Origin of the sequence: Variovorax sp. M-6 (assembly GCF_052114385.1) — a bacterium.
Taxonomy (GTDB): domain Bacteria; phylum Pseudomonadota; class Gammaproteobacteria; order Burkholderiales; family Burkholderiaceae_C; genus Variovorax.
Window position 1 is genome coordinate 86,811 of sequence record NZ_JBFREQ010000011.1, and the last position, 20,032, is coordinate 106,842.

Here is a 20,032-nt window from a genome sequence, read left to right on the forward strand (position 1 = left end):
GTTCCTTGTGCGTCGGCGCGCTACGCTAGAGTTGAACGATGGTTTCGATGAAGCTCACGGAGTTGCGTGAGCCGCGCACTCGCACTACCACGCGGTAGTAAGCACCAGAGGTGCTTAGCTTGGGGTATGTCACACCCGCCTCGTGGCCGTTTCCGGTGGCGCCGGACGGCGTGGCGCAGTTGTTGGCAATTCCACTGGCCTGGGCGGCTGCATCCGTTTTCTCGCACAGGCGAAAGATCGTGTAGCGCATCTGGCTGTTGCCGTTCGGCGTCTTTCCCGCGTCCCTGGATGTCAGCGAGCAGTTGCCCGACGAGGCAAATTTGCAGTTGTCCCCATCCCAGTCGATCAACTGGCGTTGCGCATTGCCGGGTTGTTGCTGGCCGGTGGGGTCAACCGGCTTGGTGGGGTCCGATTCCATCGTGCTGGCGTAGTAGCCTTGGCCGACCTGGTTGGCCCCGAGCGCCGAGCCGGTCTGGCTCTTCAGCCACAGGAAGGCGGTGCGTACCGCCTGGTCGCCAGACACCGTGGCGTCCTGCTTGAAGCTCACGTTGCCCAGCAGCAGGGCGCCGGTGTCCACCGAGCGCACCAGTGCCAGCGTAGCGAGGCTCAGCACGAGCAGCGTGAGCAACGCGAAAACCAGGGAGGCGCCGAATTCGCGACGACGACGGAGGAGGGGTGGCTTGTGCATGCTCAACTCGCGGTGTTCCACAGCACGTTGCGCAGCGGAATGATGGTGTCGTAGACCTTGTACCGGTAGTGCCGCCAGTCCGGAACCTGGTCGATCTTGAGCACCAGGCATTTGCTGCCTCCATGGCAATCCTCCGCGCCCGCGATCGTGCTGCTGGCTCCGAGGTCCCACAGGGGCTCTTTCTGTGTAACGGCGTCCGACTCGTCGGCCAAGCTTTTCTCGTACTGCGTGCTGCGCGCGACGATGGCGATGCGCACGGTCAGCACTTGCTTCCATTGGACGTTGTTGAGGGGCGTGGTGCTGTCGTAGGTGTCGACCACGCCATCATTGTTGGTGTCCTTGCCGTACAAGGCCTGCAGGTTGACGATCTGCGGGAAAAGATCCGAGGTCGCGCTGGGAGCAGTGGCGGTGCGGGTGGTAACTTGAAGCGACTGGTTGCCGCCAATCGAGAATTCGCTGAAGCCCAGGCTGCCCAGGTTGAGCAGGTAGCCGGCGGTGCTGAGGGCGAGCTTGGTGTTGTCGTTCCAGGAAGGATTGCCACCTTCCGCGTGTGGCACGCGAAGCGGCGACAGGCCGGTATTGCTGGTAGAGCCGAGTCCGTCGTCGGTCACGCTGAACAGGCGGCACGGATTGGCCGTACTCCAGGGATTGGGGACGGCGATCATGAGGTCGCCGGCCTGGGCCCCGAGGGAGGACAGGACTGTGAAGTTGTCGGAACTCTGCGCGCTCACAACGATTGGCACCGAGAAGCCGTTCTTGCGACTTTGCAGCACCGTCAGCCGGTCGGGAGCTCCGCTGGCGCCGTCGGTGATGACGATCGGGGCCAAGGTGGCCGCGAAGGCTTCCGAAACAGCGGGCGAACCGGTTGCCTTGTAGGTGCCCTCGATGGGGCAGCCCAGCGCCTCCGGCTTGTTGGCAAGACCATAGCCAGCCATCTGCAGTTCGCGCTGCAGCGTGTACAGCGCCAATGCGCCATTGGTTTGCGCGTCGCTGCCTGAGGCGATGGTGCGCTTTTTGCCCTCCGACATTGCCAGCACTTGCGTGATGACCAGCACCGTGAGCATGCCCAGCAGCAGCCCCACCATGAGTTCGACCAGCGTAAAGCCACCCGCGCGCGTGCGCTTGCCTAGCCTGGACGCTGCCAGGGCGCGATGTGAGGAATGTGTGCGCATGTCAGGTGGCCGACTTGGCGGAAATGTTGCTCTGGGTCTCGTACTGGTGGGTGATGCCGCCGGGCAGAGTCCAGCCGAGCTTGATCGAAACGTTGCCGGTGGCAGCGTCCACCGCGATCGACGCCGTGCCACCGGGCAGCACCTGCTGCATCTTGGTGCGCCATTCGATGCAGCCGGTGGCCGTGCAGCTGTCGGTGCCCGCGTAGCCGCTCAGGTGGCCGATGTCGGACCACATGCGGCCAATGACCTCGTTCGACAGGTAGGCGGCGTTGGCGCGCAGGTCCGCTTCGGACTGCACCCTCGTGAGGCTGGTCTGCAGGCCGATGAATCCCAGGATGCCCAGCAAGAAGATCAGCAGGGCCACCATCACCTCGATCAGGACCACGCCCCGGACGGCGGCCCGGCCGGACGCGCCAGCATGCCTGCGTCGAAGGACTGGGAGCTTAGGCCGCATGACGGTTTGTCCTTTCAGCATTTGCGGGGGTCGGTGGCGCCGATCGTGGACCGCGGGTCGCACATCCGAACGCCGCCGCCTGAATCGACGATGAGCATCAGATCCATGTAGGTGGTGTTGTCGGAGGGGCCGGTGATCTTGATCCGGTTGATGGCGGTGTCCGTGTTGGCGATGCGGCCAAAACCGTTGAAGGTCACCGTCGTGGCGGAGCTGCCAAGCGTCGTCTTGTTCGTGTTGTCGGTCGAATGTCCGGCCGTGACGCGAACCTGGCCGCCGGCATCGCCGACGGGACGCGATGCCAGTGCTGCGGCGCCCGCGCACTTGCCGGCCGGTGAGGCTGTGCTGATCACCCATGACCCGCTGGCCGACGAAAGGGCGCAACTGTTGTCCATGGTGTTGGGATCGCTCAGCGAGACCAGGTAGAGCGACACGTTTTGATTGCGCCGCACGGCCTCCAGCCGTGCGGTCTGCAGGCCGGCCTGGAGCGACTCCGTGGCACTGCGGATGCGCGAATTGTTCAGCCAGACGCCGATACTGGGCATGGCGATCATCAACAGCAAGGCCAGCACAGCCATGGTGATGGCCATTTCGACCAGAGTGAAGCCTCGGGCTCGCATGGCGGACTTCGTCCTGTGGATCAGCACGTGCTGCCTTTGGTCAGCCAGCACGGGGCCGAGACCTCAGCGCCCTTGAAGTTGGAGGTCGTGCGGTTGCCGTTCTGATCGATGGCATAGGCATCGCCGTTGACCGCGCCCGAGGCGCCGGTGGCAGTGATGCTGTAGGCCTGCTGCCCGCTCGCGTCAGTAATCGTGCAGACGTATTTGAAATGGTCGGTCGCGGCGAATCCGTTCCAGCTGTTCGCAGTCGAATCGCTGGCACAGGTGGTGCCGGCGCCGTACTTGCGGTTGTCCTGGTAGTACTGCTCCATCCTGGCGCGGAAGTTGGACAGCGAATTGAATGCTTCCGCCTGCTGACCGCGCCGAACGTAGTTCTGGTACGAAGGCAGGGCAACCGAGGCCAAGATTGCAATGATGGCCACAACGATCATCACTTCAATGAGCGTAAAACCCGCCGAACGGCAACGAAGAGGGGAGACGTTTTGCACTGTGATGACCTCAGCCCGCATGTTTTATAAAGGTCACAAATTGTCACCGGCACCCCTTTTTCCGCATTGCCGCCTGTCAGCGCCTGCCTTCCTTTCGTCGCCCTCGGGCGGCTAATCTGTGAACATTCCCACGCATGCGCGCAGTCTTTAGTTTTCGTTTTGGTGACGCGAGCGAGGTGGCATCCGCTTCGCGGACCGTCGCATTGGCGGTGCTGTTCGCGCTCCCGTTTCTGTTCCCGTTCGTGGTCGGTCCGTCGGTCAATGTGCTGCAGCAATTGGCGGCGTGGGTCTGCGTCGCCCTGGCTGTGGCGCTCGGGCCCATTGCGTTGCCGTCGAGGGCCGTGCTGGGCTGGCTGGCCGTGACAGCCCTGGCTGTGCTGGCGGGACAGGGGCGAGCCCCGGCATTCGACGGGTCGGCCGGTCTCGCCGTGGTGGCGGTCGGCATGGCGGCCTTTGTGGGTGCCGGCTTGGCGCACGCGCGGTCCCCGGCGCCCTTCGCCTGGGCCCTCCTCGCCGCCGGCCTGATCAATGCCGTGCTGGGCCTGCTCCAGTACTACGGCCTCGCCCACCCCCTGGTCCCCTGGACCACCGCCCCCGAACTCGGCCAGGCCTACGGCAACCTGCGCCAGCGCAACCAGTTCGCGACGCTGATCAGCATGGCGCTGGTCTCGGCGCTGTGGCTGCATGCGGCCGGCGGCCGCCGCGTGCGCGCTGCGCTGGTGCCGGCGGCGGCGCTGCTGGTGGTCGCTGCGGCGGCGGCCACCTCGCGCACCGGCCTGCTGCAGCTCCTGCTGATCGTCGGCGGGGCGGCTTTCCTGGCTTGGCGGGAGCGTCGCGAGCCGGCCAGCCTTCATCGCCTTCCCCATCCCTGGCTGCTTTTGGCCACAGTGCCCGCTTACTTCATGGCCTCCTGGATGCTGCCCCAGCTCGCCAGCCCGGGCGTCGAGGACATGGTCACGCGCCTGCGCGACGGCGCCCCGGCGGCCCACGGTCGTCTCCTGCTCTGGCACAACGTTCTCGACCTCATCGCCCAGCGCCCCTGGGCCGGCTGGGGCTGGGGCGAGCTGAAGTTCGCGCACTACAGCACCCTCTACGCCGGCCCGCGCTTCGTCGAGATCCTCGACAACGCGCACAACCTGCCCCTGCATCTCGCGGTCGAGCTCGGCATTCCGGCGGCGCTGCTGATCTGCGGCGGCTTCGGCTGGCTGGTGCTCGCCGCCCGTCCGTGGCGCGAGAGGGATCCGGCCCGGCTCATGGCCTGGGGCCTGCTCGGCGCGATCGTGCTGCACAGCCTGCTCGAATACCCGCTCTGGTACGGGCCGTTCCAGCTCGTCTTCGGGCTGTGCCTCGGCTTCTTGTGGCCGGCGCCGCCGGTGGGAGCTCGCGCTGCCCGGGTTCGCTGGCAGACGGCGAGCGCACTGGCGATGGCCGCCGTGCTGGCCCTGATGGTGATCGTCGGCTACGCCGGCTGGGACTACACCCGCATCAGCCAGGTTTTTCTGGAGCGCGACCGGCGGCTGCCGGCCTACCGCGACCACCCGCTCGAGGTGGCGCAGGGCTCCTGGTTGTTCAAGGCGCCGGTCGCCTTCGCCAGGCTGACCCTGACGCCAGTCACCCGCGCCAACGCCGCCGAGGTGCACGCGCTTGCGCAGCGCGTGCTGCACTTTTCGCCCGAACCGGCCGTGATCGTCAAGCTGATCGAGAGCGCGATGCTGCTGGGCGACGAAGAAGAGGCCTTTGCGCAGGCCACCCGATTCAGGGCCGCCTATCCGGCCGAGTACGCCCGCTGGGTCGGCGGCCAGCCGGCGGGAGAGGGTCGGGCCGAGTAGGTCTAGGTCCGACTGTTGCGTGCGACGTCCGAAGACTGCAAGGAGTTGTTTCGAGATACATTCCGTTCTTCTCGACTCTGTCGGGACAGTCGCGGAACAATGGATCACACCTAACGCAGACAGGCCATGACTCACTACAGCTTTGTGCATCTGGAGTTTGGAAATGGGCGACGGGAACCTTCCGTCGAGCTGCTCTCCCGGTTTCGCGAGGCGTTCGCGAAGCCCGGCGACCGGGTCACACTGGTCGTCGTCGACAACGCCCGGACGACCGGCGAAGAGACCTACACCGGGTTCGGCTTCGAGGCGCGGGTGATCCCGGGAGACAACTCGAACCGCGAGTTCTCCGGCTGGGATGCCGGCGTGGCCGCCGTCCTGTCACGCAGCGACGAGCCCGACGTCTGGATCTTCACGAATGACACGGTCGCCAGGCACCAGGGCTGGAGTCCCCAGCGAGCGGCTCGATTCGGGCAGGAGATCGAGAAGCTCAGCGTCCATTCCGGCCCCTGGATCCTCGGGGAAGTCCACGACTATGTGCGTTCCGTCAGGACGCCATTGGGGCCGCAGCTCGAGTACATCGTCACCTATGGCTTTGCGATGAACAACACGCTGCGCAAGGGGCTGGTGACCCTCTCCCCGGGCAACGAGTTCCTGGATTCCCTCGTGCACGACAGCTTCGAGCCGGCCCGCAAGCTGTTCCGGGACCACGTCGATCCCGGCTACGCCCAGACGCGCCTGGTCTTCATGGTCGCGGATCCGGACGAGATGGCGCAGACGAAGCGCAAGTTCAAATGGAGCGGCGGCTGGTACAAGGCCAGCCCGCTGACCGCGGAAACATTCGAGGACATGCGCATGAAGGTGCGCTGCGTTCTCTCCGAGACGCTGCTCAGCGTGCGCGCCAGGCAGCTGGGCGCAGACATCCGGTCGCCCTACGACGCCCGCAATGGGCGCGATCGCGTCCGCAGGACCGTGCAATTCTTCGCGGACAAGCTCTGGGAGCGTCGATTCATCCGCAGATTGAAAAAATCTGCCGGCTAGCCTGCCACCCAGCTCCCCGACTTTCCCCCGTGCTTTTCCAGCACGTGCACGCCGTTGATCGTCATCCCGCGATCCACCGCCTTGCACATGTCATAAATCGTAAGCAGCGCCACCTGCACGGCGGTCAGGGCTTCCATCTCGACGCCGGTGGGGCCGACCGTTTCGACCGTCGCGGTGCAGGCCACCTGCGGCGTGGCGCCGTCGACCAGCGCAAAGGCCACCGCCACGCGCGTGAGTGCCAGCGGGTGGCACAGGGGAATCAGGTCGCTGGTCTTCTTGGCGGCCTGGATGCCGGCGATGCGCGCGATGCCGAGCACATCGCCCTTCTTGGCGGTGCCCGACTCGATCAGGGCCAGGGTCGAGGCCAGCATCTCGATGCGGCCGGTCGCCACGGCCACGCGATGGGTCGCGGGCTTGCCCGCCACGTCGACCATGTGCGCCTGGCCCTGAGCATCGAAATGGGTAAGAGAACTCATCTGTGAACGTTCCGCGGAGTGCAGCATCATACGGGGCCGAGCCAATGGACGAGGAATGCCGCGCTTGACTCCTTTTGACAACTCCACCTCATCGCGACCGCCAGTCGCCCGACTGCTGCGCGGTTTGTGCGCCGGGCTGCTGATCGCCGCGCAGATCGCGCTGCCGTTCCGGGCGCAGGCCCAGCTGCCCGGCATGGGCGACGGCGGCGAGATGACCGCCAGCGCCGAGCGCCACCTGGGCGACCAGATCGCCCGCGAGCTCTACCGCGACCCGGACTTCATCGACGACCCGGTGCTGGTCGAGTACGTGCAGGACATCTGGCAGCGCCTGCTCGCCGCGGCGCGGCTGCGCGGCGAACTCACGCCCGAGCTCGACGAGCGCTTCGCCTGGGCCATCCTGCTCGGCCGCGACCGCAACATCAATGCCTTCGCGCTGCCCGGGGGGTATCTGGGGCTCAACCTGGGGCTGATCGCCGTGGTCGGCAGCCGGGACGAACTCGCCACCGTGCTCGGGCACGAGCTGTCCCACGTCACGCAGCGCCACATCGCGCGCATCATGACCAAGCAAAGCCAGCAGATGCCGCTGATGCTGGCCGCGCTGGTGCTGGGCGTGATCGCCGCCAGCAAGAGCCGCAGCGGCGATGCCGGCCAGGCGATGATCATGGGCAGCCAGGCGATGTTCATGCAGAACCAGCTCAATTTCTCGCGCGACATGGAGCGCGAGGCCGACCGTATCGGCTTCGGCGTGATGACCCAGGCCGGCTTCGCGCCGCAGGGCGCGGCCACGATGTTCGAGAAGCTCCAGTACGCCTCGCGGCTCAACGACAACGGCTCCTATCCCTATCTGCGCAGCCACCCGCTCAACAGCGAGCGCATCGCCGACATGCAGGGCCGTTTCCAGGCCAAGCCCGGCGCGACCGGGCCGCTGCCGCTGGTGATGGACCACGCCATGATCGCCTCCCGCGCGCGGGTGCTCACGCGCCCCGGGGTCGACGTGCTGCGGCTGTGGGTCGATGCGGCGGGCAGTGGAGAGTTCGCGCGCAGCTCGCCGGCGCAGCAGGCCGGCACGCTCTATGCGGCGGCGCTCTCGGCCAGCGAGCTGCGCGACTTCAAGGCGGCGCGCGCGCTGGCCCAGCAGCTGGTCACCCGAACGGCCGGCGACGCGCCGTCGGCACGGCTGGCACGGCTGCTCTCGGCCGAGATCGAACTCGCGGCCGGTGCGGCGCCGGCGGCCGCGGCCTTGCTGAATCCCAAGGCCAAGGACCGGCCCGAAATGATGCTGGCGGCGCAGGCCGCGGTCGCCACGCGCAATCCGGCGCCGATGATTCCGGCGCTGCGCGACTGGGTCGCCACCCACCCGCGCGACGCCAGTGCCTGGCGCATGCTCGCCAACCTGTATGGCGCGAACAACGAGCCGGTGAGCGCGGTGCGCGCCGATGCCGAGGCCAACGTCGCCACGCTCGACTACGCGGCGGCGCGCGACCGCTTCAAGGCGGCGCAGGACCTTATCCGCAAGAGCGCGCAGGGCCAGCCCGGCGCCGGTCCGGTCGACCACTACGAGGCGTCGATCATCGACACCCGCGCCCGCGCCATCGACGCGCTCCTGAGGGAGCAGGCCGCCGAGGCGAAAGTCAGGTAGGAAGAAGCAGGGGGCGCGCGCGTCAGCCCTGCTTGGTGAACAGCCCGCCGAGCGCGGACTCGATCAGCATGCCGAGCAGCGAATAGATCAGCGAACCGACCAGCGCCGCGAAGAAGCTGTTGACGTGAAAGCCCGACAGCAGCCCCGAGGCGGCCCAGAAGAGCAGGGCGTTGATCACGAACAGGAACAGGCCCAGCGTGACGATCGTGACCGGCAAGGTCAGCACCACCAGCACCGGCCGCACGAACATGTTGAGCAGGCCGATCACGGCCGCAGCCAGCAGCGCCGAGCTGTAGGTGGTGACCTGGACGCCGCTGTAGAGATAGGCCACCGCGAGCAGCGCGAGCGCGCTGAGCAGCCATTTGATGAGGAGTCGCATCCCGCGCGGGCCCGGCGGGTTACTCGGACAGCTCGTTGGCCAGCACCAGCAGCGCGCCCATGCCCATCACCGCGCCCGGCAGCGCCCAGCTCGACTGTCCGGCCGGCGTCATGTCGGGTGCCACGGGTTCGAGGTCGACCCCGATCTTCGGCCGGCGGGCATCGACCACCCGCGCGGCACCGTGCTCCAGCTTCAGGCGCTGCGTCAGTTCGGTCAGCGGGCCCTTGGCCAGCACCGGCGTCACCTGCGCATCGCCGAGCGTCAGCACGGGCAGCAACTGCTCCTGCACCTTGGCGAACCACTTGGCGCGCCAGTTCTCGCGCGCGCTGTGGCTGACCCACTTGCTGATGCGGTGGGTCATGCGCGGTGCGCAGGCCACCAGCACCCACTGGCGGGGCCCGGCGGCGCCGGCTTCCGCCGGTGCCTTGGCGAGGAACTCGCGGGCATAGGCCGCGTCGTCCACGTACAGAATGACCTTTTCCATGGTTGCTCCTTCTATGTTGGTTGGAGTGGGAGAGACATTGGCAAGGGAAGATCAGGCGGCGACCGTGTCGGCCGGCTTCGGGCGGCGCGCGGCGACCCACTTGCCGATCACGAGCACCAGCAGCGCGCCGATGACGCCGGCGGCGTAGCGCACCAGGTCGGTTTGCGGCAGCTTCGGCACCCAGTTCCAGGCGGCCGGGTTGGCCACCGACGGATCGGACACGGCCATGGTTCCGGCGATCCAGCCCAGCAGCATGCCGCCCAGCGTGATGATCATCGGGAAACGGTCCATCAGCTTGATCACCAACTGGCTGCCCCAGACGATGATCGGGATGCTGACCAGCAGACCGAAGACCACGAGCGGCATCTGGTGGCCTTCGCCGGCGCCCTGTGCGGCACCCGCGATCGCGATCACGTTGTCCAYGCTCATCACCAGGTCGGCCACGATGACGGTCTTGACCGCGGCCCAGAGCTTGTCGCTCGCCGCGATGTTGCCGTGGGCATCGTCGTGCTCGGGCGCCAACAGCTTGACGCCGATCCACAGCAGCAGGATGGCGCCGGCCAGTTTCAGGAACGGAATCGCCAGCAGCGTCAGTGCGAAGAAGATCAGGACGACGCGCAGCACGATGGCGCCGGCGGTGCCCCAAAGGATGCCCTTGGTGCGCTGGGCCGGCGGCAGCTTGCGGCAGGCCAGTGCGATCACGACCGCGTTGTCGCCACCCAGCAGGATGTCGATCATGATGATCTGGCCGACGGCGACCCAGAATTCGGGGGTTAGAAATTGCTCCATGAAGTCCTCTCTGTTTTCGTTTCACTCCCGCTCGCGTGGATCGGACGAGGCGTTGACTGAGAGAACGGAGTCTCCGGGGGGCTTGCAACGCTTCGATCAAACCCGCGAGGGCTCATATCGAAGGTCTTGCATGACAGCACGCGGCTGCCCGACAGGCCGGAAGTGTTTTGCTTCGTATTGACGACCTGGCGAACCCACTCCCTGGAGAGCGAGTGGGAGCTACTCCCCTTCGTGAGCGGAATTAGAGCATCGTGGCCGGGGTGTTGCAACCAGACTCGTCTCACTCCATAAAGAGAATGGGCCTGGAGTCCGCGTGAACTGGAGCATCGTTGCTATTGATTTCGGAGCGAACAATTCCTTCAAGGGCTGCGGGACATTGCCCGGACTATGATGCGCGCTCGCATTTTTTCGTCTTCCCCATGGCCGCCATTCACATCACCGACATCGAGGCCGCCATCAACTTCTGGCGCGCGAGGAAGCCCTCGCCCGACGGCATCACGCTGGCCCCCGAACTGCGGGCGTTGGCCGAGGTCTACGCGCTGATGGTGTTCCACCACGAGGACGAGGTCGACGAGGTCGGCTTCCCCGCCGAGGCCTGGGCCGCCTGGCTGGCCTGGTACCAGGGCACGCCCGACACCCCCTGCATCGCGATCTGCTCCACCAGCCAGGGCGACGACCAATGCAAGGGCTGCGGCCGCAGCTTCGACGAGGTGCAGCACTGGCCGGCGATGTCGCCGGCCGAGAAGCGCTCGACCTGGCGCCGCATCACGATGCAGGACACCGCCTGGCGCTTCAACAAATATGCCGAGCGCGCGCGCGAGACCGAGCAGGTCTGGCCGGAAGACGCGCCGCCCGACCCGGCCGGCTGACGCCATGCGACGCCTGGCCCAAGCGCCGAACCTGGCCATCGCGACGCTGTGGGTGCAGATGCTGCGCGACGACGGCATCGGCGCCTCGGTGCAGCGGGAGTATCTGGGTGCCGCGGCCGGGCAATTGCCGCCCGACCAGTGCCTGCCCGAGATCTGGATCGAGGACGACGCCCAGTTCGAATTCGCCGAGCGGCTGCTGCACGAACTCAGGCATCGGCCGCAGCGCCGCTGGCAGTGCAGCTGCGGCGAACTGGTCGAGGGCGGCTTCGAACAGTGCTGGCAGTGCGGCGCGCCGATGCCCTAGCGGCTAGCGCAGTCGTACGGGCTCGATGTCGATGCTGTCCTTGCCGTCGCCCAGCATCAGCGCGCCCTCCTGGATCGTGGCCTGCAGCTGCATCGAGCGCTGCGCCAGCGCCGCCAGCGACTGCGAGGCCGCGGTCGGCACGCGGAACACGCTGAGATTCTGCGGCCGCGTCAGCTTGGTCTCGATGCCGCGCCACCAGATCTCGGCGGCATGGTTGAAGCAGTAGACGATCACCTCGTCGGCCTTGCCGCAGGCCTTGATCACCGGCTTGTCTTCGGGTTGGCCGACCTCGATCCAGAGCTTCACCTGGCCGGTGAAGTCGCGCAGCCAGACGTCCGGCTCGTCCGGGTTCGACAAGCCGGCACCGAAGGCCAGCGTGCCGTCGCCATTGCACACGTCCTGCAGCTTGTGGGCGTTGAGCGCCAGCGCCACCAGCCGGATCATCATCCGCTCGTCGGTTTCGCTGGGGTGGCGCGCCAGGGTCAGCGCGTGGTCTGCGTAGTAGTTGTGGTCGATGTCGGCGACCGCGAGACTGGCCTTGAAGATGGTCGATTTGAGAGCCATCAGATTCGCCGCCGGGCCGCCCCAAGGCGAATCAGCCCCCTCGGGGGGCAGCGAGGACACGAAGTGCCGAGCGTGGGGGCCTTCATACTCGCCGGGCCAGTTCGGCAGCCTTGCCGATGTAGCTGGCGGGCGTCATGGCCAGCAGGCGTTCCTTTTCGGCTTCCGGAATGGCGAGCGAGCGGATCAGCCCGTGCAGCGCCTCGGCGGTCACGGTCTTGCCGCGCGTGACTTCCTTCAGCTGCTCGTAGGCGCCCTGCACGCCGAAGCGCCGCATCACGGTCTGGATCGGCTCGGCAAGCACTTCCCAGGAGCTGTCGAGGTCGTCGGCCAGTGCTTCCTGGTTGAGTTCGAGCTTGCCCAGGCCGGTCGCGAGGCTGGCGTAGGCGAGCGTGGCATAGCCGAAGGCGACGCCGATGTTGCGCAGCACCGTGCTGTCGGTGAGGTCGCGCTGCCAGCGGCTGATCGGCAGCTTCTCGCTCAGGTGGCGCAGCACGGCGTTGGCCAGGCCCAGGTTGCCCTCGGCGTTCTCGAAGTCGATCGGGTTGACCTTGTGCGGCATCGTCGAAGAGCCGATCTCGCCGGGCTTCAGGCGCTGCTTGAAGTAGCCCAGGCTCACGTAGCCCCAGATGTCGCGCGAAAAGTCGACCAGGATGGTGTTGGCGCGCGCCACGGCATCGAACAGCTCGGCCATGTAGTCGTGCGGCTCGATCTGGATGCTGTAGGGCTGGAAAGCCAGGCCCAGGCCCAGCGGCGCGGGCGTCTCGACGACCTTGCGGCTGAAGGCTTCCCAGTCGAAGTCGGGCCAGGCGGCCATGTGGGCGTTGTAGTTGCCGACCGCGCCGTTCATCTTGCCCAGCAGTTGCACGGCCGCGATCTGCTCGCGCGCCTTGGCGAGCCGCACCGCGACGTTCGCGAGCTCCTTGCCGACGGTGGTCGGACTGGCGGTCTGGCCGTGGGTGCGCGAGAGCATGGCCACGTCGGCGAACTTGCCGGCCATGTCGCGCAGGGTCGTGATCAGGCCGTCGATCGCCGGCAGCATCACTTTTTCGCGCGCGGCCTGGATCTGCAGCGCATGGCTGGTGTTGTTGATGTCCTCGCTGGTGCAGGCGAAATGGACGAATTCGGAGGCGGCCAGCAGTTCCGGGCGGGCCTCGAACTTCGACTTGATCCAGTATTCGACCGCCTTCACGTCGTGATTGGTGGTCTTCTCGATCTGCTTGATCGCGACCGCGTCGGCCTCGGAGAAGTTGGAAACCAGGCCGAGCAGGTATTTGCGGGCGCCGCCCGTGAGAGGCTTGAATTCGGCGAAGCCGCAGTCCGAGAGGGCGATGAACCACGCCACCTCGACCTGCACTCGCCGGTGCATGTAGCCCTGTTCGCTCATCAGCGGGCGCAGCGCCGAGAGCTTGGCCGCATAGCGGCCGTCGAGGGGGGAAAGGGCGGAGACGGTAGAGAAACTCATGGACCAATTTTAGGTGGCGGCCCGGCCGAAGCAATTTCGCTTCGGAACGCGGGGCCCGCACGGGATCTCGCGCTGCCCGCCTTCCCCTAGAATCAAAGCGCTACAACGATGACCCTGATGGGGGGAATGCCCGCATGAAACTGATCGGATCCGCTGCCAGCCCTTACGTGCGCAAGGTGCGCGTGGTCATGGCCGAAAAGCGGCTCGACTACCAGTTCGTGATCGAAGACGTCTGGTCTGCCGACACCACGATTTCCAGTTCCAATCCGCTCGGCAAGGTGCCCTGCCTGATCATGGACGGCAGCGAGGCCATGTTCGACTCGCGCGTGATCGTGGAATACCTCGACACCCTGTCGCCGGTCGGCAAGCTGATCCCGCAGCAGAGCCGCGAGCGCGCCGAGGTCAAGACCTGGGAGGCGCTGGCCGACGGCGTGATGGACGCCGGCGTGCTGCTGCGCATGGAAGCCACCTGGACGCTGCGCGCCGACAGCGAGCGCAGCCAGGCCTGGATGGATCGCCAGCGCGCCAAGGTGATGGCCGGCATCGCCGCCATGGCCAAGGGCCTGGCCGACAAGCCCTTTTGCAGCGGCATCCACCTGAGCCTGTCCGACATCGCCGTCGGCTGCGCCCTGGGCTGGATCGGCTACCGTTTCCCCGAGATCGACTGGCGCGCCGACCATTCCAACCTGGTGCGCCTCTACGACAAGCTGATGCTCCGCCCCAGCTTCGCCGATACGCAACCCTGACAAAAAGCCCCGCACTGCGGGGCTTTTTGTTTTGCGAGGCCGGCGAAGCCAGGCCCGTTGGTGAAACACCGCGGAACCGGCTCTGCCGGGCCGCCGGTGTTGCCCCCGGTAGGGGGTGGGCGGGCTACACGAAGTGAGCCCAACCTGGGGGCGAAATAAAGATGTTGCGAGGCGCCCCGGACGAAGGAGGGAGGGAGGGAGGAGGAGAAGAATCGCCTCGGGATTTCAACCTGACGGCAAGCGCCTGGAAGACCTCGCAACATGAAAAGCGGCCGAGCCATTCGTGCCCAGAAACGGTATGAGCCCGCGTCGGCGACACGGTTCCCGGTCGAGTAGTAAGCGTTTGTGACTAGTTCGAAAGTGTTGCGGAATCCGACTTGCTGGCCGCCGCGAGCGGCGCTGCGCTCAGCTGCTTTTCGATCTCCCGCACGAAGGCGCGGTCGTCGGGCGAGGTCATGCTCGAATAGGAATCCACCACCTTGCCGTCGCGGCCGACCAGGTATTTGTAGAAGTTCCACTTGGGCGTCGTTCCGGAGAGCTGCGCCAGTTGCTTGAACAGCGGATTGGCGTCCGGCCCCCGGACCGACGATTTCGCGAACATCGGGAATTTGACGCCGAAGGTACTTTCGCAGAAGTCGGCGATCTCCTTGTTCGAGCCCGCCTCCTGGGCAAAGTCGTTCGAGGGGAAACCGAGGACCACCAGCCCGCGCGCGCGGTATTTGCTGTCGAGCGCCTCCAGGCCCTTGTACTGCGGCGTGAAGCCGCAAAAGCTCGCGGTATTGACCACCAGCACCACTTTGCCGGCGTACTGGCACAGCGCCTGGGGCTTTTCGTCCTGCAGCCGCGGGAAGCTGTGCTGCAGGATGGCGGGACAGGCGGGTGCGGCGGAGGAAGGGGCCTGCGGGGGGACGTTCTGGGCCGCGGCCGGGACCAGGCACGCCGCGATGGCGAGCGCAGGAACGAGAAGCACTGTCGAGCGGATGGGCATTGGCATTTGCGATTCCCCGAGTGAAAAGAGCGCGGGAATTCTGTTTCTGGCGCTGGATGAAGCCGGATCATCGCCGCCTGTCACGGGCGTGTCCGGCCGGCCGACTAAAATCCCGTGGCTTAAGAAAGACATTGATGCTTTATCCGGAACTCTTCAGACAACTCGAATCTGTCCGCTGGGACATGGACAAGGATATTCCTTGGCAGTCTTTCGACGCAACCCGGCTCACCGAAGAGCAGGCGCAGACCATCAAGATGAACGCGATCACGGAATGGGCGGCGCTGCCGGCCACCGAGATGTTCCTGCGCGACAACCGGCATGACAGCGACTTCTCGGCCTTCATGTCGATCTGGTTCTTCGAGGAACAGAAGCACTCGCTGGTGCTGATGGAATACCTGAAGCGCTTCAGCCCGCAGCACGCGCCGACCGAGCAGGAACTGCACGATGTGCGCTTCGATTTCGACCCGGCTCCGCCGCTCGAGACGCTGATGCTGCATTTCTGCGGCGAGATCCGCCTCAACCACTGGTACCGCCGCGCGGCCGAGTGGCACACCGAGCCGGTCATCAAGCACATCTACACCACGCTGAGCCAGGACGAGGCCCGCCACGGCGGCGCCTACCTGCGCTACATGAAGCGCGCCATGGAAAAGTTCGGCGACGAAGCCCGTTCGGCCTTCACCAAGGTCGGCGTGCTGATGGCCAGCGCGCGCCGCACCGCGCAGGCGCTGCACCCGACCAACCTGCACGTCAACAAGGCGCTGTTTCCGAACGACACGATCCAGAGCCGCGTGCCCGACCCCGACTGGCTCGAGCACTGGCTGGACAAGCAGATCAAGTTCGACGCCACCTGGGAAACCAAGGTCGGCGAGCGCATCCTGCACAACCTGAGCCTGCTGATGAACCGAAGCTTCAAGACGGTGCAGGAGCTCAATCGGTACCGCAAGGAACTGGCCGCCTCCCTGGGGCCCAAGCCCGAATACCAAGGCGCATAAGGCAGCTCGCCCCCAGGTTGCCCGGCACTTCGTGTCCGGGCGCCCACCCCCTACCGGGGGCAACACCAGCGGCCCGGCGAAGCCGGTTCCGCGGTGTTTCACCAACGGGCCTGGCTGCGCCGGCCGGTGAATACCTGCGCTGTGGTTTGTCTTCGGCTGCGCGCAGCGCGCCCGTTGGTGGGCAGTCGCGGAACCGGCTTCGCCGGGCCGCTGACTGCGCCCCCGGTAGGGGGTGGGCGGCTACACGAAGTGAGCCAACCTGGGGGCGAGCCTGATCACCGCCGCTCGACGATCACCGGCGCCAGCTGCAGGCCGTTGCGGACCTGCTCGACCGTGTCGCGCGCCAGATCGCGCGATGCGAAGGGACCGGCCTGCAGCCGGTGCGTGCCGCTCTCGCTGAAGACGGCGAGGTTGCCGGACAGCGTCGGCATCTCGCGCGCCACCTGCTGCTGGAAGCGCAGCGCGCCGTCGCGCTGGCTGAAGGCGCCGAGCTGGACCCAGAAGCCGGACCCGGCGGCGGCCGCACGCGGCGCCGGCGCGGCGCCTTGAGCCGACGGCGCGGCGGCGAGCGGGGCCATCGGCGGCAGCGCCGTGACCTCCATGGCGTCGTAGCGCGAGGTGGCGACCACGGGCGCGGTCAGCGTCGACGGCACCGCGACACTGTCGGATGCAGCCGCCGGCGCGACCGCCACGACGGCCGGAACCGTCTGCTGCGCCAGCACGGGCGCATCGCCGCGCCGCCAGGCGCCGGTGCGGATGTCCTCGTTGGTGATGCGCTCGATCTCCACCGGCGCGACGCCGCGCAGCAGGTCGAGCTTGAGCGCCGCGGTGTAGCTCAGGTCGATCACGCGGTCGTCGTGGAAGGGCCCGCGGTCGTTCACGCGCACGATCACCTCGCGTCCATTGGCCGGGTTGCGCACCCGCACGTAGCTCGGCAGCGGCAGCGTCTTGTGCGCGGCCGTCATCGCGTACATGTCGTAGGGTTCGCCGCTGGCGGTCGACTGGGCGTGGAACTTGGTGCCGTACCACGACGCGAGCCCGCTTTCGCGAAACGGCCGGTCGTCGACGATCGGCGTGTAGGAACGGCCGAGCACCACATACGGCTTGCTGGTGCCGCCGCTGCTGCGGATCGCCTCGACGCGGGGTTCGGCGTCGGGCACCTGGCCGAGGCCGGACGGCGGATTGGCCGCGGCACCGTCGCGTCCGCCGCGCGGGCCGCTGGCGCAGCCGGCCAGCAGGACCAGCGTCGCCGCCGCCATCCACGCGAGCGCGCGTGGCGACGCATTGTTCCGCCTAGCCAAATACCGCCCTCCACAAGGCCAGCATGGCCTCGCGCTCGACCACCAGCGAGGTCATCGGCACGTGCGTCGGTTCCTCGTTGAGCCGGGCCCGGTGCTGCACCCGGCGCAGCTCGCGGTAGGCGGAGGCGGCGGCCTGGCCGACGCCCGCGGGCAGCAGGCCCGCCGCCTCGGCCCGCAGCAGCAGCGCGATGTTGCCGACATTGGGCACCAGTTCGGGATGCGCCTCGGCCGCCGACAGCACCAGGAACTGCACCGCGAACTCGGCGTCGACCATGCCGCCCGCGCTGTGCTTGACGTCGAAGCGGTCGGGCTTGACCGGGCGCGCGGCGCGCACCTTCTCGCGCATCGCGACGATCTCGGCCTTGAGTGCGTCGCGATCGCGCGGCGCGGTGATCACGGCCTCGCGGATGCGGTCGAAGCGCTCGCCGAGCGCCGGCGCGCCCAGCACGAAGCGGGCGCGGGTCATGGCCTGGTGCTCCCAGGTCCAGGCGGTGTTGCTGCCGCGGCCGAGCTGGTACTTCTCGTAGGCCTCGAAGCTGGTGGTCAGCAGGCCCGAGTTGCCGTTGGGGCGCAGCGCGGTGTCGATCTCGAACAGGTCGCCTTCGCGGGTCTTGACCGTGAGCCAGTTGATCAGCTTGCGCACGTAGGCCGCGTAGACCTCGCCGGCGCGCTCGTCCTCGTCGTCGTAGACGAAGACGATGTCGAGGTCGCTGCCGTAGCCCAGCTCCTTGCCGCCGAGCTTGCCGTAGCCGATGATCGCGAACTGCGGCTGCTCGCGGTGCGGGTTGCGCACCTGCGGCCAGCACCAGCGCGCGGTGACCCGCAGCACCGCATCGGCCAGCGCGCTCAGGTCGTCGGCCACCTGCTCGACCGTGATCCGCCCATCGACGTCGCGCGCCAGCGTGCGAAACAGCTCCGCATGGTGCGCATGGCGCAGCAGGTTGAGCAGGCGCTCCTCGTCGGCCTCGCCGGTGCGCGTCAGCGACTGGTGGCGGTCCTCGAGATCGCGTTCGAACTCGGCCGCGACGAAGCGGCCGCTCAACATCTCGTTGCTGGCCAGCTCGTCGATCACGCCGGGATGCTGCATCAGGTAGCGCGCCGGCCATTTGGCCGAGCCCAGCAGGCGCAGCAGCCGCTCCTGCACCGCGGGCCGCTCGACCAGCAGCGCGATGTAGCTTTCGCGGCGCAGCAGCGGCTCGATCCAGTCGGCCCAGCGCAGCGCGGCGTCGACGTGGTGGGCAATGCGCCCGGGCGCCTCGCTGTCGGGCTCGCGCAGCCATTGGCCGGTGCGCTGGATCAGCTGGCGCAGGCGGGCTCGCGTGTCGTCGCGCAGCGCCAGCACGCGCGGGTTCTCGCTCCAGCCGCGGATGCGTTCGGCGAACGGGCCGGGCAGGGTGTCGATCAGGTCGTGCATGTCCACCGCTGCCGGGCCCGGCGCCCCGCCCTTGCAGCCGGTGCAGGGCGCCTTGCCGCCGAGCAGCTTGTCGAACTCCTGGGCGACGAATTCGCGGTGGGTGTCGAGTTGGGCCAGGAAGGCGCAGCAGTCGGCGTACCCGAGGGTGTGCGCGATCCAGCGCAGATCGTCGTCGTTCACCGGCAGCACGTGGGTCTGCTGGTCGTCCAGGTACTGGATGCGGTGCTCCACCCGGCGCAGGAACTCGTAGGCCGAGGCCAGCGCATCGGCCGCTTCCTGCGGCATCAGGCCGGCGCGCGCCAGGCGCTGCAGCGCATCGAGCGTGGGCCGGGTGCGCAGCTCGGGGAACTGGCCGCCGCGCACCACTTGCAGCAGTTGCACCGTGAACTCGATCTCGCGGATGCCGCCGCGCGACAGCTTGACGTCGTTGGCGCGTTCGGGCCGGCCGGCGCTGCGGCGCGCCGCCTGTTCGCGGATCTGCCGGTGCAGCGTGCGCAGCGAGTCGAACACGCTGTAGTCCAGGTAGCGGCGGAAGACGAAGGGCAGCACCACCCCGCGCAGCGCCTGTGCCGAACTGTCGGCCACCACCGACGCGGGCGCCACCACGCGGCTCTTGAGCCAGGCGAAACGCTCCCATTCGCGGCCCTGGACCTGGAAGTACTCCTCGAGCGCATCGAGCGAGACCACGCTCGGCCCCGAGTTGCCGTTGGGCCGCAGCGCCAGGTCGACGCGGAACACGAAGCCGTTCCCGGTGGTGTCGCCCACCAGCGCGTAGATGCGCTTGACCGCGCGAGCGAAGTACTCCTGGTTCGCGAGCCGCGCATGCCCATCGGGGCCACCGGCGGTTTCGCCGTCGTGGTCGTAGAGATAGATCAGGTCGATGTCGCTCGACACGTTGAGCTCGCGCGCGCCGAGCTTGCCCATGCCGACGACCCAGAGCTGGGCGCGCCGGCCGTCGGCCGCGAGCGGCGCGCCGTGCACCTCGTCGAGTTCGGCGCAGGCTTCGCGGCAGGCGACGTCGAGCGCGAATTCGGCCAGTTGCGTGACCGCGGTGGTGACCACCGCCAGCGGCGCGTGCTGGTCGCAGTCGAGCGCGATCAGCCGCTCCATCACCAGCTGGCGCACGATGCGCAGGGCGTCGGCGACGGTGTCGCCGCGCGCGCGCAGCGCCTGGTAGGCCTCGGCCATGTGGGCGCGCACCGGTTCGCCCGGCGGCAGCAGCGGCAGTTCGACGGCGTAGCGGCGGCGAAGTCGCTGAACGAAGCGCGAATAGGCCGACAGTGGCGGCGAATCGGATGGCTGCAGCGATCGCTGCATCGCAGCATCGGCGCCGATGGAACCC

At 67.5% G+C, this 20,032-nt stretch carries 21 protein-coding genes; 7 read left to right on the forward strand and 14 right to left on the reverse strand.

Annotated features, from left to right (window positions below):
* Nucleotides 1-25 precede the first annotated feature (25 nt).
* The 5 genes from AB4Z46_RS14880 to AB4Z46_RS14900 all read right to left on the reverse strand — a co-directional run bounded on the left by AB4Z46_RS14880 (nt 26) and on the right by AB4Z46_RS14900 (nt 3,419).
* A complete protein-coding gene (locus tag AB4Z46_RS14880; protein ID WP_442284275.1) occupies nt 26-688 on the reverse strand; it encodes a hypothetical protein in 663 nt (220 codons plus the stop codon).
* 2 nt (nt 689-690) lie between these two features.
* A complete protein-coding gene (locus AB4Z46_RS14885) occupies nt 691-1,773 on the reverse strand; it encodes a PilW family protein (protein ID WP_442284276.1) in 1,083 nt (360 codons plus the stop codon).
* A gap of 88 nt (nt 1,774-1,861) precedes the next feature.
* On the reverse strand, nt 1,862-2,314 hold the full coding sequence (locus tag AB4Z46_RS14890; RefSeq protein ID WP_442284277.1) for a type IV pilus modification PilV family protein: 453 nt from the start codon (nt 2,312-2,314) through the stop codon (nt 1,862-1,864).
* A 14-nt stretch (nt 2,315-2,328) separates the two neighbouring features.
* Nucleotides 2,329-2,931: a GspH/FimT family pseudopilin gene (locus AB4Z46_RS14895; RefSeq protein ID WP_442284374.1), complete on the reverse strand. Its 603-nt coding sequence runs from the start codon at nt 2,929-2,931 to the stop codon at nt 2,329-2,331.
* A 20-nt stretch (nt 2,932-2,951) separates the two neighbouring features.
* Nucleotides 2,952-3,419, reverse strand: coding sequence for a type IV pilin protein (locus tag AB4Z46_RS14900; RefSeq protein ID WP_442284278.1), 468 nt, complete (start codon nt 3,417-3,419; stop codon nt 2,952-2,954).
* A 134-nt stretch (nt 3,420-3,553) separates the two neighbouring features.
* Between AB4Z46_RS14900 and AB4Z46_RS14905 the strand changes: the two genes are divergently transcribed.
* Together AB4Z46_RS14905 and AB4Z46_RS14910 are read left to right on the forward strand one after the other, a co-directional pair.
* Nucleotides 3,554-5,248 carry a PglL family O-oligosaccharyltransferase gene (locus AB4Z46_RS14905; RefSeq protein WP_442284279.1) on the forward strand — a complete coding sequence of 565 codons (1,695 nt, stop codon included), beginning with the start codon at nt 3,554-3,556 and terminating at the stop codon, nt 5,246-5,248.
* A gap of 126 nt (nt 5,249-5,374) precedes the next feature.
* Entirely contained in the window at nt 5,375-6,283 is a 909-nt protein-coding gene (locus tag AB4Z46_RS14910) for a hypothetical protein (protein ID WP_442284280.1), read from the forward strand.
* On the opposite strand, the gene moaC is transcribed toward AB4Z46_RS14910, so the two are convergent.
* Nucleotides 6,280-6,759: a cyclic pyranopterin monophosphate synthase MoaC gene (gene moaC, locus AB4Z46_RS14915; RefSeq protein WP_442284281.1), complete on the reverse strand. Its 480-nt coding sequence runs from the start codon at nt 6,757-6,759 to the stop codon at nt 6,280-6,282. The two genes, AB4Z46_RS14910 and moaC, sit on opposite strands and share 4 nt — an antisense overlap.
* 55 nt (nt 6,760-6,814) lie before the next feature.
* Here moaC and AB4Z46_RS14920 point away from each other — a divergent pair, with 55 nt between their 5' ends.
* The gene (locus AB4Z46_RS14920; protein ID WP_442284282.1) at nt 6,815-8,398 is read left to right on the forward strand and encodes a M48 family metalloprotease; all 1,584 of its coding nucleotides are present in this window, start codon (nt 6,815-6,817) and stop codon (nt 8,396-8,398) included.
* Between the two features lie 22 nt (nt 8,399-8,420).
* On the opposite strand, the gene AB4Z46_RS14925 is transcribed toward AB4Z46_RS14920, so the two are convergent.
* From AB4Z46_RS14925 to AB4Z46_RS14935, 3 genes are read right to left on the reverse strand one after another with little or no spacing between them, the layout of a single operon-like run.
* Nucleotides 8,421-8,777 (reverse strand): phage holin family protein, encoded by a 357-nt coding sequence (locus tag AB4Z46_RS14925; RefSeq protein WP_442284283.1) that lies wholly within the window; start codon nt 8,775-8,777, stop codon nt 8,421-8,423.
* 19 nt (nt 8,778-8,796) lie between these two features.
* Nucleotides 8,797-9,261 carry a hypothetical protein gene (locus tag AB4Z46_RS14930; protein WP_442284284.1) on the reverse strand — a complete coding sequence of 155 codons (465 nt, stop codon included), beginning with the start codon at nt 9,259-9,261 and terminating at the stop codon, nt 8,797-8,799.
* Nucleotides 9,262-9,312: 51 nt separating this feature from the next.
* A complete protein-coding gene (locus tag AB4Z46_RS14935) occupies nt 9,313-10,050 on the reverse strand; it encodes a TerC family protein (protein WP_442284285.1) in 738 nt (245 codons plus the stop codon).
* Nucleotides 10,051-10,469: 419 nt separating this feature from the next.
* Between AB4Z46_RS14935 and AB4Z46_RS14940 the strand changes: the two genes are divergently transcribed.
* Both AB4Z46_RS14940 and AB4Z46_RS14945 read left to right on the forward strand, forming a co-directional pair.
* The gene (locus AB4Z46_RS14940) at nt 10,470-10,919 is read left to right on the forward strand and encodes a DUF3717 domain-containing protein (protein WP_442284286.1); all 450 of its coding nucleotides are present in this window, start codon (nt 10,470-10,472) and stop codon (nt 10,917-10,919) included.
* Between the two features lie 4 nt (nt 10,920-10,923).
* Nucleotides 10,924-11,223 (forward strand): DUF2007 domain-containing protein, encoded by a 300-nt coding sequence (locus tag AB4Z46_RS14945; RefSeq protein WP_442284287.1) that lies wholly within the window; start codon nt 10,924-10,926, stop codon nt 11,221-11,223.
* A gap of 3 nt (nt 11,224-11,226) precedes the next feature.
* On the opposite strand, the gene AB4Z46_RS14950 is transcribed toward AB4Z46_RS14945, so the two are convergent.
* Together AB4Z46_RS14950 and purB are read right to left on the reverse strand one after the other, a co-directional pair.
* Nucleotides 11,227-11,787: a YaeQ family protein gene (locus AB4Z46_RS14950; protein WP_442284288.1), complete on the reverse strand. Its 561-nt coding sequence runs from the start codon at nt 11,785-11,787 to the stop codon at nt 11,227-11,229.
* Nucleotides 11,788-11,869: 82 nt separating this feature from the next.
* Nucleotides 11,870-13,249 carry an adenylosuccinate lyase gene (gene purB, locus AB4Z46_RS14955; RefSeq protein WP_442284289.1) on the reverse strand — a complete coding sequence of 460 codons (1,380 nt, stop codon included), beginning with the start codon at nt 13,247-13,249 and terminating at the stop codon, nt 11,870-11,872.
* A 134-nt stretch (nt 13,250-13,383) separates the two neighbouring features.
* On the opposite strand from purB, the gene AB4Z46_RS14960 reads away from it, so the two are divergent.
* Nucleotides 13,384-13,995, forward strand: coding sequence for a glutathione S-transferase N-terminal domain-containing protein (locus tag AB4Z46_RS14960; RefSeq protein WP_442284290.1), 612 nt, complete (start codon nt 13,384-13,386; stop codon nt 13,993-13,995).
* A 349-nt stretch (nt 13,996-14,344) separates the two neighbouring features.
* Here AB4Z46_RS14960 and AB4Z46_RS14965 read toward each other — a convergent pair whose 3' ends face one another.
* On the reverse strand, nt 14,345-14,983 hold the full coding sequence (locus tag AB4Z46_RS14965; RefSeq protein WP_442284375.1) for a glutathione peroxidase: 639 nt from the start codon (nt 14,981-14,983) through the stop codon (nt 14,345-14,347).
* Between the two features lie 134 nt (nt 14,984-15,117).
* On the opposite strand from AB4Z46_RS14965, the gene AB4Z46_RS14970 reads away from it, so the two are divergent.
* Nucleotides 15,118-15,975, forward strand: coding sequence for a ferritin-like domain-containing protein (locus AB4Z46_RS14970; RefSeq protein WP_442284291.1), 858 nt, complete (start codon nt 15,118-15,120; stop codon nt 15,973-15,975).
* Between the two features lie 275 nt (nt 15,976-16,250).
* Here AB4Z46_RS14970 and AB4Z46_RS14975 read toward each other — a convergent pair whose 3' ends face one another.
* Nucleotides 16,251-17,234 (reverse strand): septal ring lytic transglycosylase RlpA family protein, encoded by a 984-nt coding sequence (locus tag AB4Z46_RS14975; RefSeq protein WP_442284376.1) that lies wholly within the window; start codon nt 17,232-17,234, stop codon nt 16,251-16,253.
* A gap of 34 nt (nt 17,235-17,268) precedes the next feature.
* Complete coding sequence (glnE, locus tag AB4Z46_RS14980; RefSeq protein ID WP_442284377.1) at nt 17,269-20,007, reverse strand: bifunctional [glutamate--ammonia ligase]-adenylyl-L-tyrosine phosphorylase/[glutamate--ammonia-ligase] adenylyltransferase; 2,739 nt, start codon at nt 20,005-20,007, stop codon at nt 17,269-17,271.
* Nucleotides 20,008-20,032: the final 25 nt, after the last annotated feature.

Excerpts from the sequence above, each read along its gene's own strand:
- AB4Z46_RS14880 (WP_442284275.1), bottom strand. The coding sequence starts at position 688 with ATGCACAAGCCACCCCTCCTCCGTCGTCGTCGCGAATTCGGCGCCTCC.
- AB4Z46_RS14885 (WP_442284276.1), bottom strand. The coding sequence starts at position 1,773 with ATGGTGGGGCTGCTGCTGGGCATGCTCACGGTGCTGGTCATCACGCAA.
- AB4Z46_RS14890 (WP_442284277.1), bottom strand. The coding sequence starts at position 2,314 with ATGCGGCCTAAGCTCCCAGTCCTTCGACGCAGGCATGCTGGCGCGTCC.
- AB4Z46_RS14895 (WP_442284374.1), bottom strand. The coding sequence starts at position 2,931 with ATGCGAGCCCGAGGCTTCACTCTGGTCGAAATGGCCATCACCATGGCT.
- AB4Z46_RS14905 (WP_442284279.1), top strand. The coding sequence starts at position 3,554 with ATGCGCGCAGTCTTTAGTTTTCGTTTTGGTGACGCGAGCGAGGTGGCA.
- AB4Z46_RS14910 (WP_442284280.1), top strand. The coding sequence starts at position 5,375 with ATGACTCACTACAGCTTTGTGCATCTGGAGTTTGGAAATGGGCGACGG.
- moaC (WP_442284281.1), bottom strand. The coding sequence starts at position 6,759 with ATGAGTTCTCTTACCCATTTCGATGCTCAGGGCCAGGCGCACATGGTC.
- AB4Z46_RS14920 (WP_442284282.1), top strand. The coding sequence starts at position 6,815 with ATGCCGCGCTTGACTCCTTTTGACAACTCCACCTCATCGCGACCGCCA.
- AB4Z46_RS14925 (WP_442284283.1), bottom strand. The coding sequence starts at position 8,777 with ATGCGACTCCTCATCAAATGGCTGCTCAGCGCGCTCGCGCTGCTCGCG.
- AB4Z46_RS14930 (WP_442284284.1), bottom strand. The coding sequence starts at position 9,261 with ATGGAAAAGGTCATTCTGTACGTGGACGACGCGGCCTATGCCCGCGAG.
- AB4Z46_RS14940 (WP_442284286.1), top strand. The coding sequence starts at position 10,470 with ATGGCCGCCATTCACATCACCGACATCGAGGCCGCCATCAACTTCTGG.
- AB4Z46_RS14945 (WP_442284287.1), top strand. The coding sequence starts at position 10,924 with ATGCGACGCCTGGCCCAAGCGCCGAACCTGGCCATCGCGACGCTGTGG.
- AB4Z46_RS14950 (WP_442284288.1), bottom strand. The coding sequence starts at position 11,787 with ATGGCTCTCAAATCGACCATCTTCAAGGCCAGTCTCGCGGTCGCCGAC.
- purB (WP_442284289.1), bottom strand. The coding sequence starts at position 13,249 with ATGAGTTTCTCTACCGTCTCCGCCCTTTCCCCCCTCGACGGCCGCTAT.
- AB4Z46_RS14960 (WP_442284290.1), top strand. The coding sequence starts at position 13,384 with ATGAAACTGATCGGATCCGCTGCCAGCCCTTACGTGCGCAAGGTGCGC.
- AB4Z46_RS14965 (WP_442284375.1), bottom strand. The coding sequence starts at position 14,983 with ATGCCCATCCGCTCGACAGTGCTTCTCGTTCCTGCGCTCGCCATCGCG.
- AB4Z46_RS14970 (WP_442284291.1), top strand. The coding sequence starts at position 15,118 with ATGCTTTATCCGGAACTCTTCAGACAACTCGAATCTGTCCGCTGGGAC.
- AB4Z46_RS14975 (WP_442284376.1), bottom strand. The coding sequence starts at position 17,234 with ATGGCGGCGGCGACGCTGGTCCTGCTGGCCGGCTGCGCCAGCGGCCCG.
- glnE (WP_442284377.1), bottom strand. The coding sequence starts at position 20,007 with ATGCAGCGATCGCTGCAGCCATCCGATTCGCCGCCACTGTCGGCCTAT.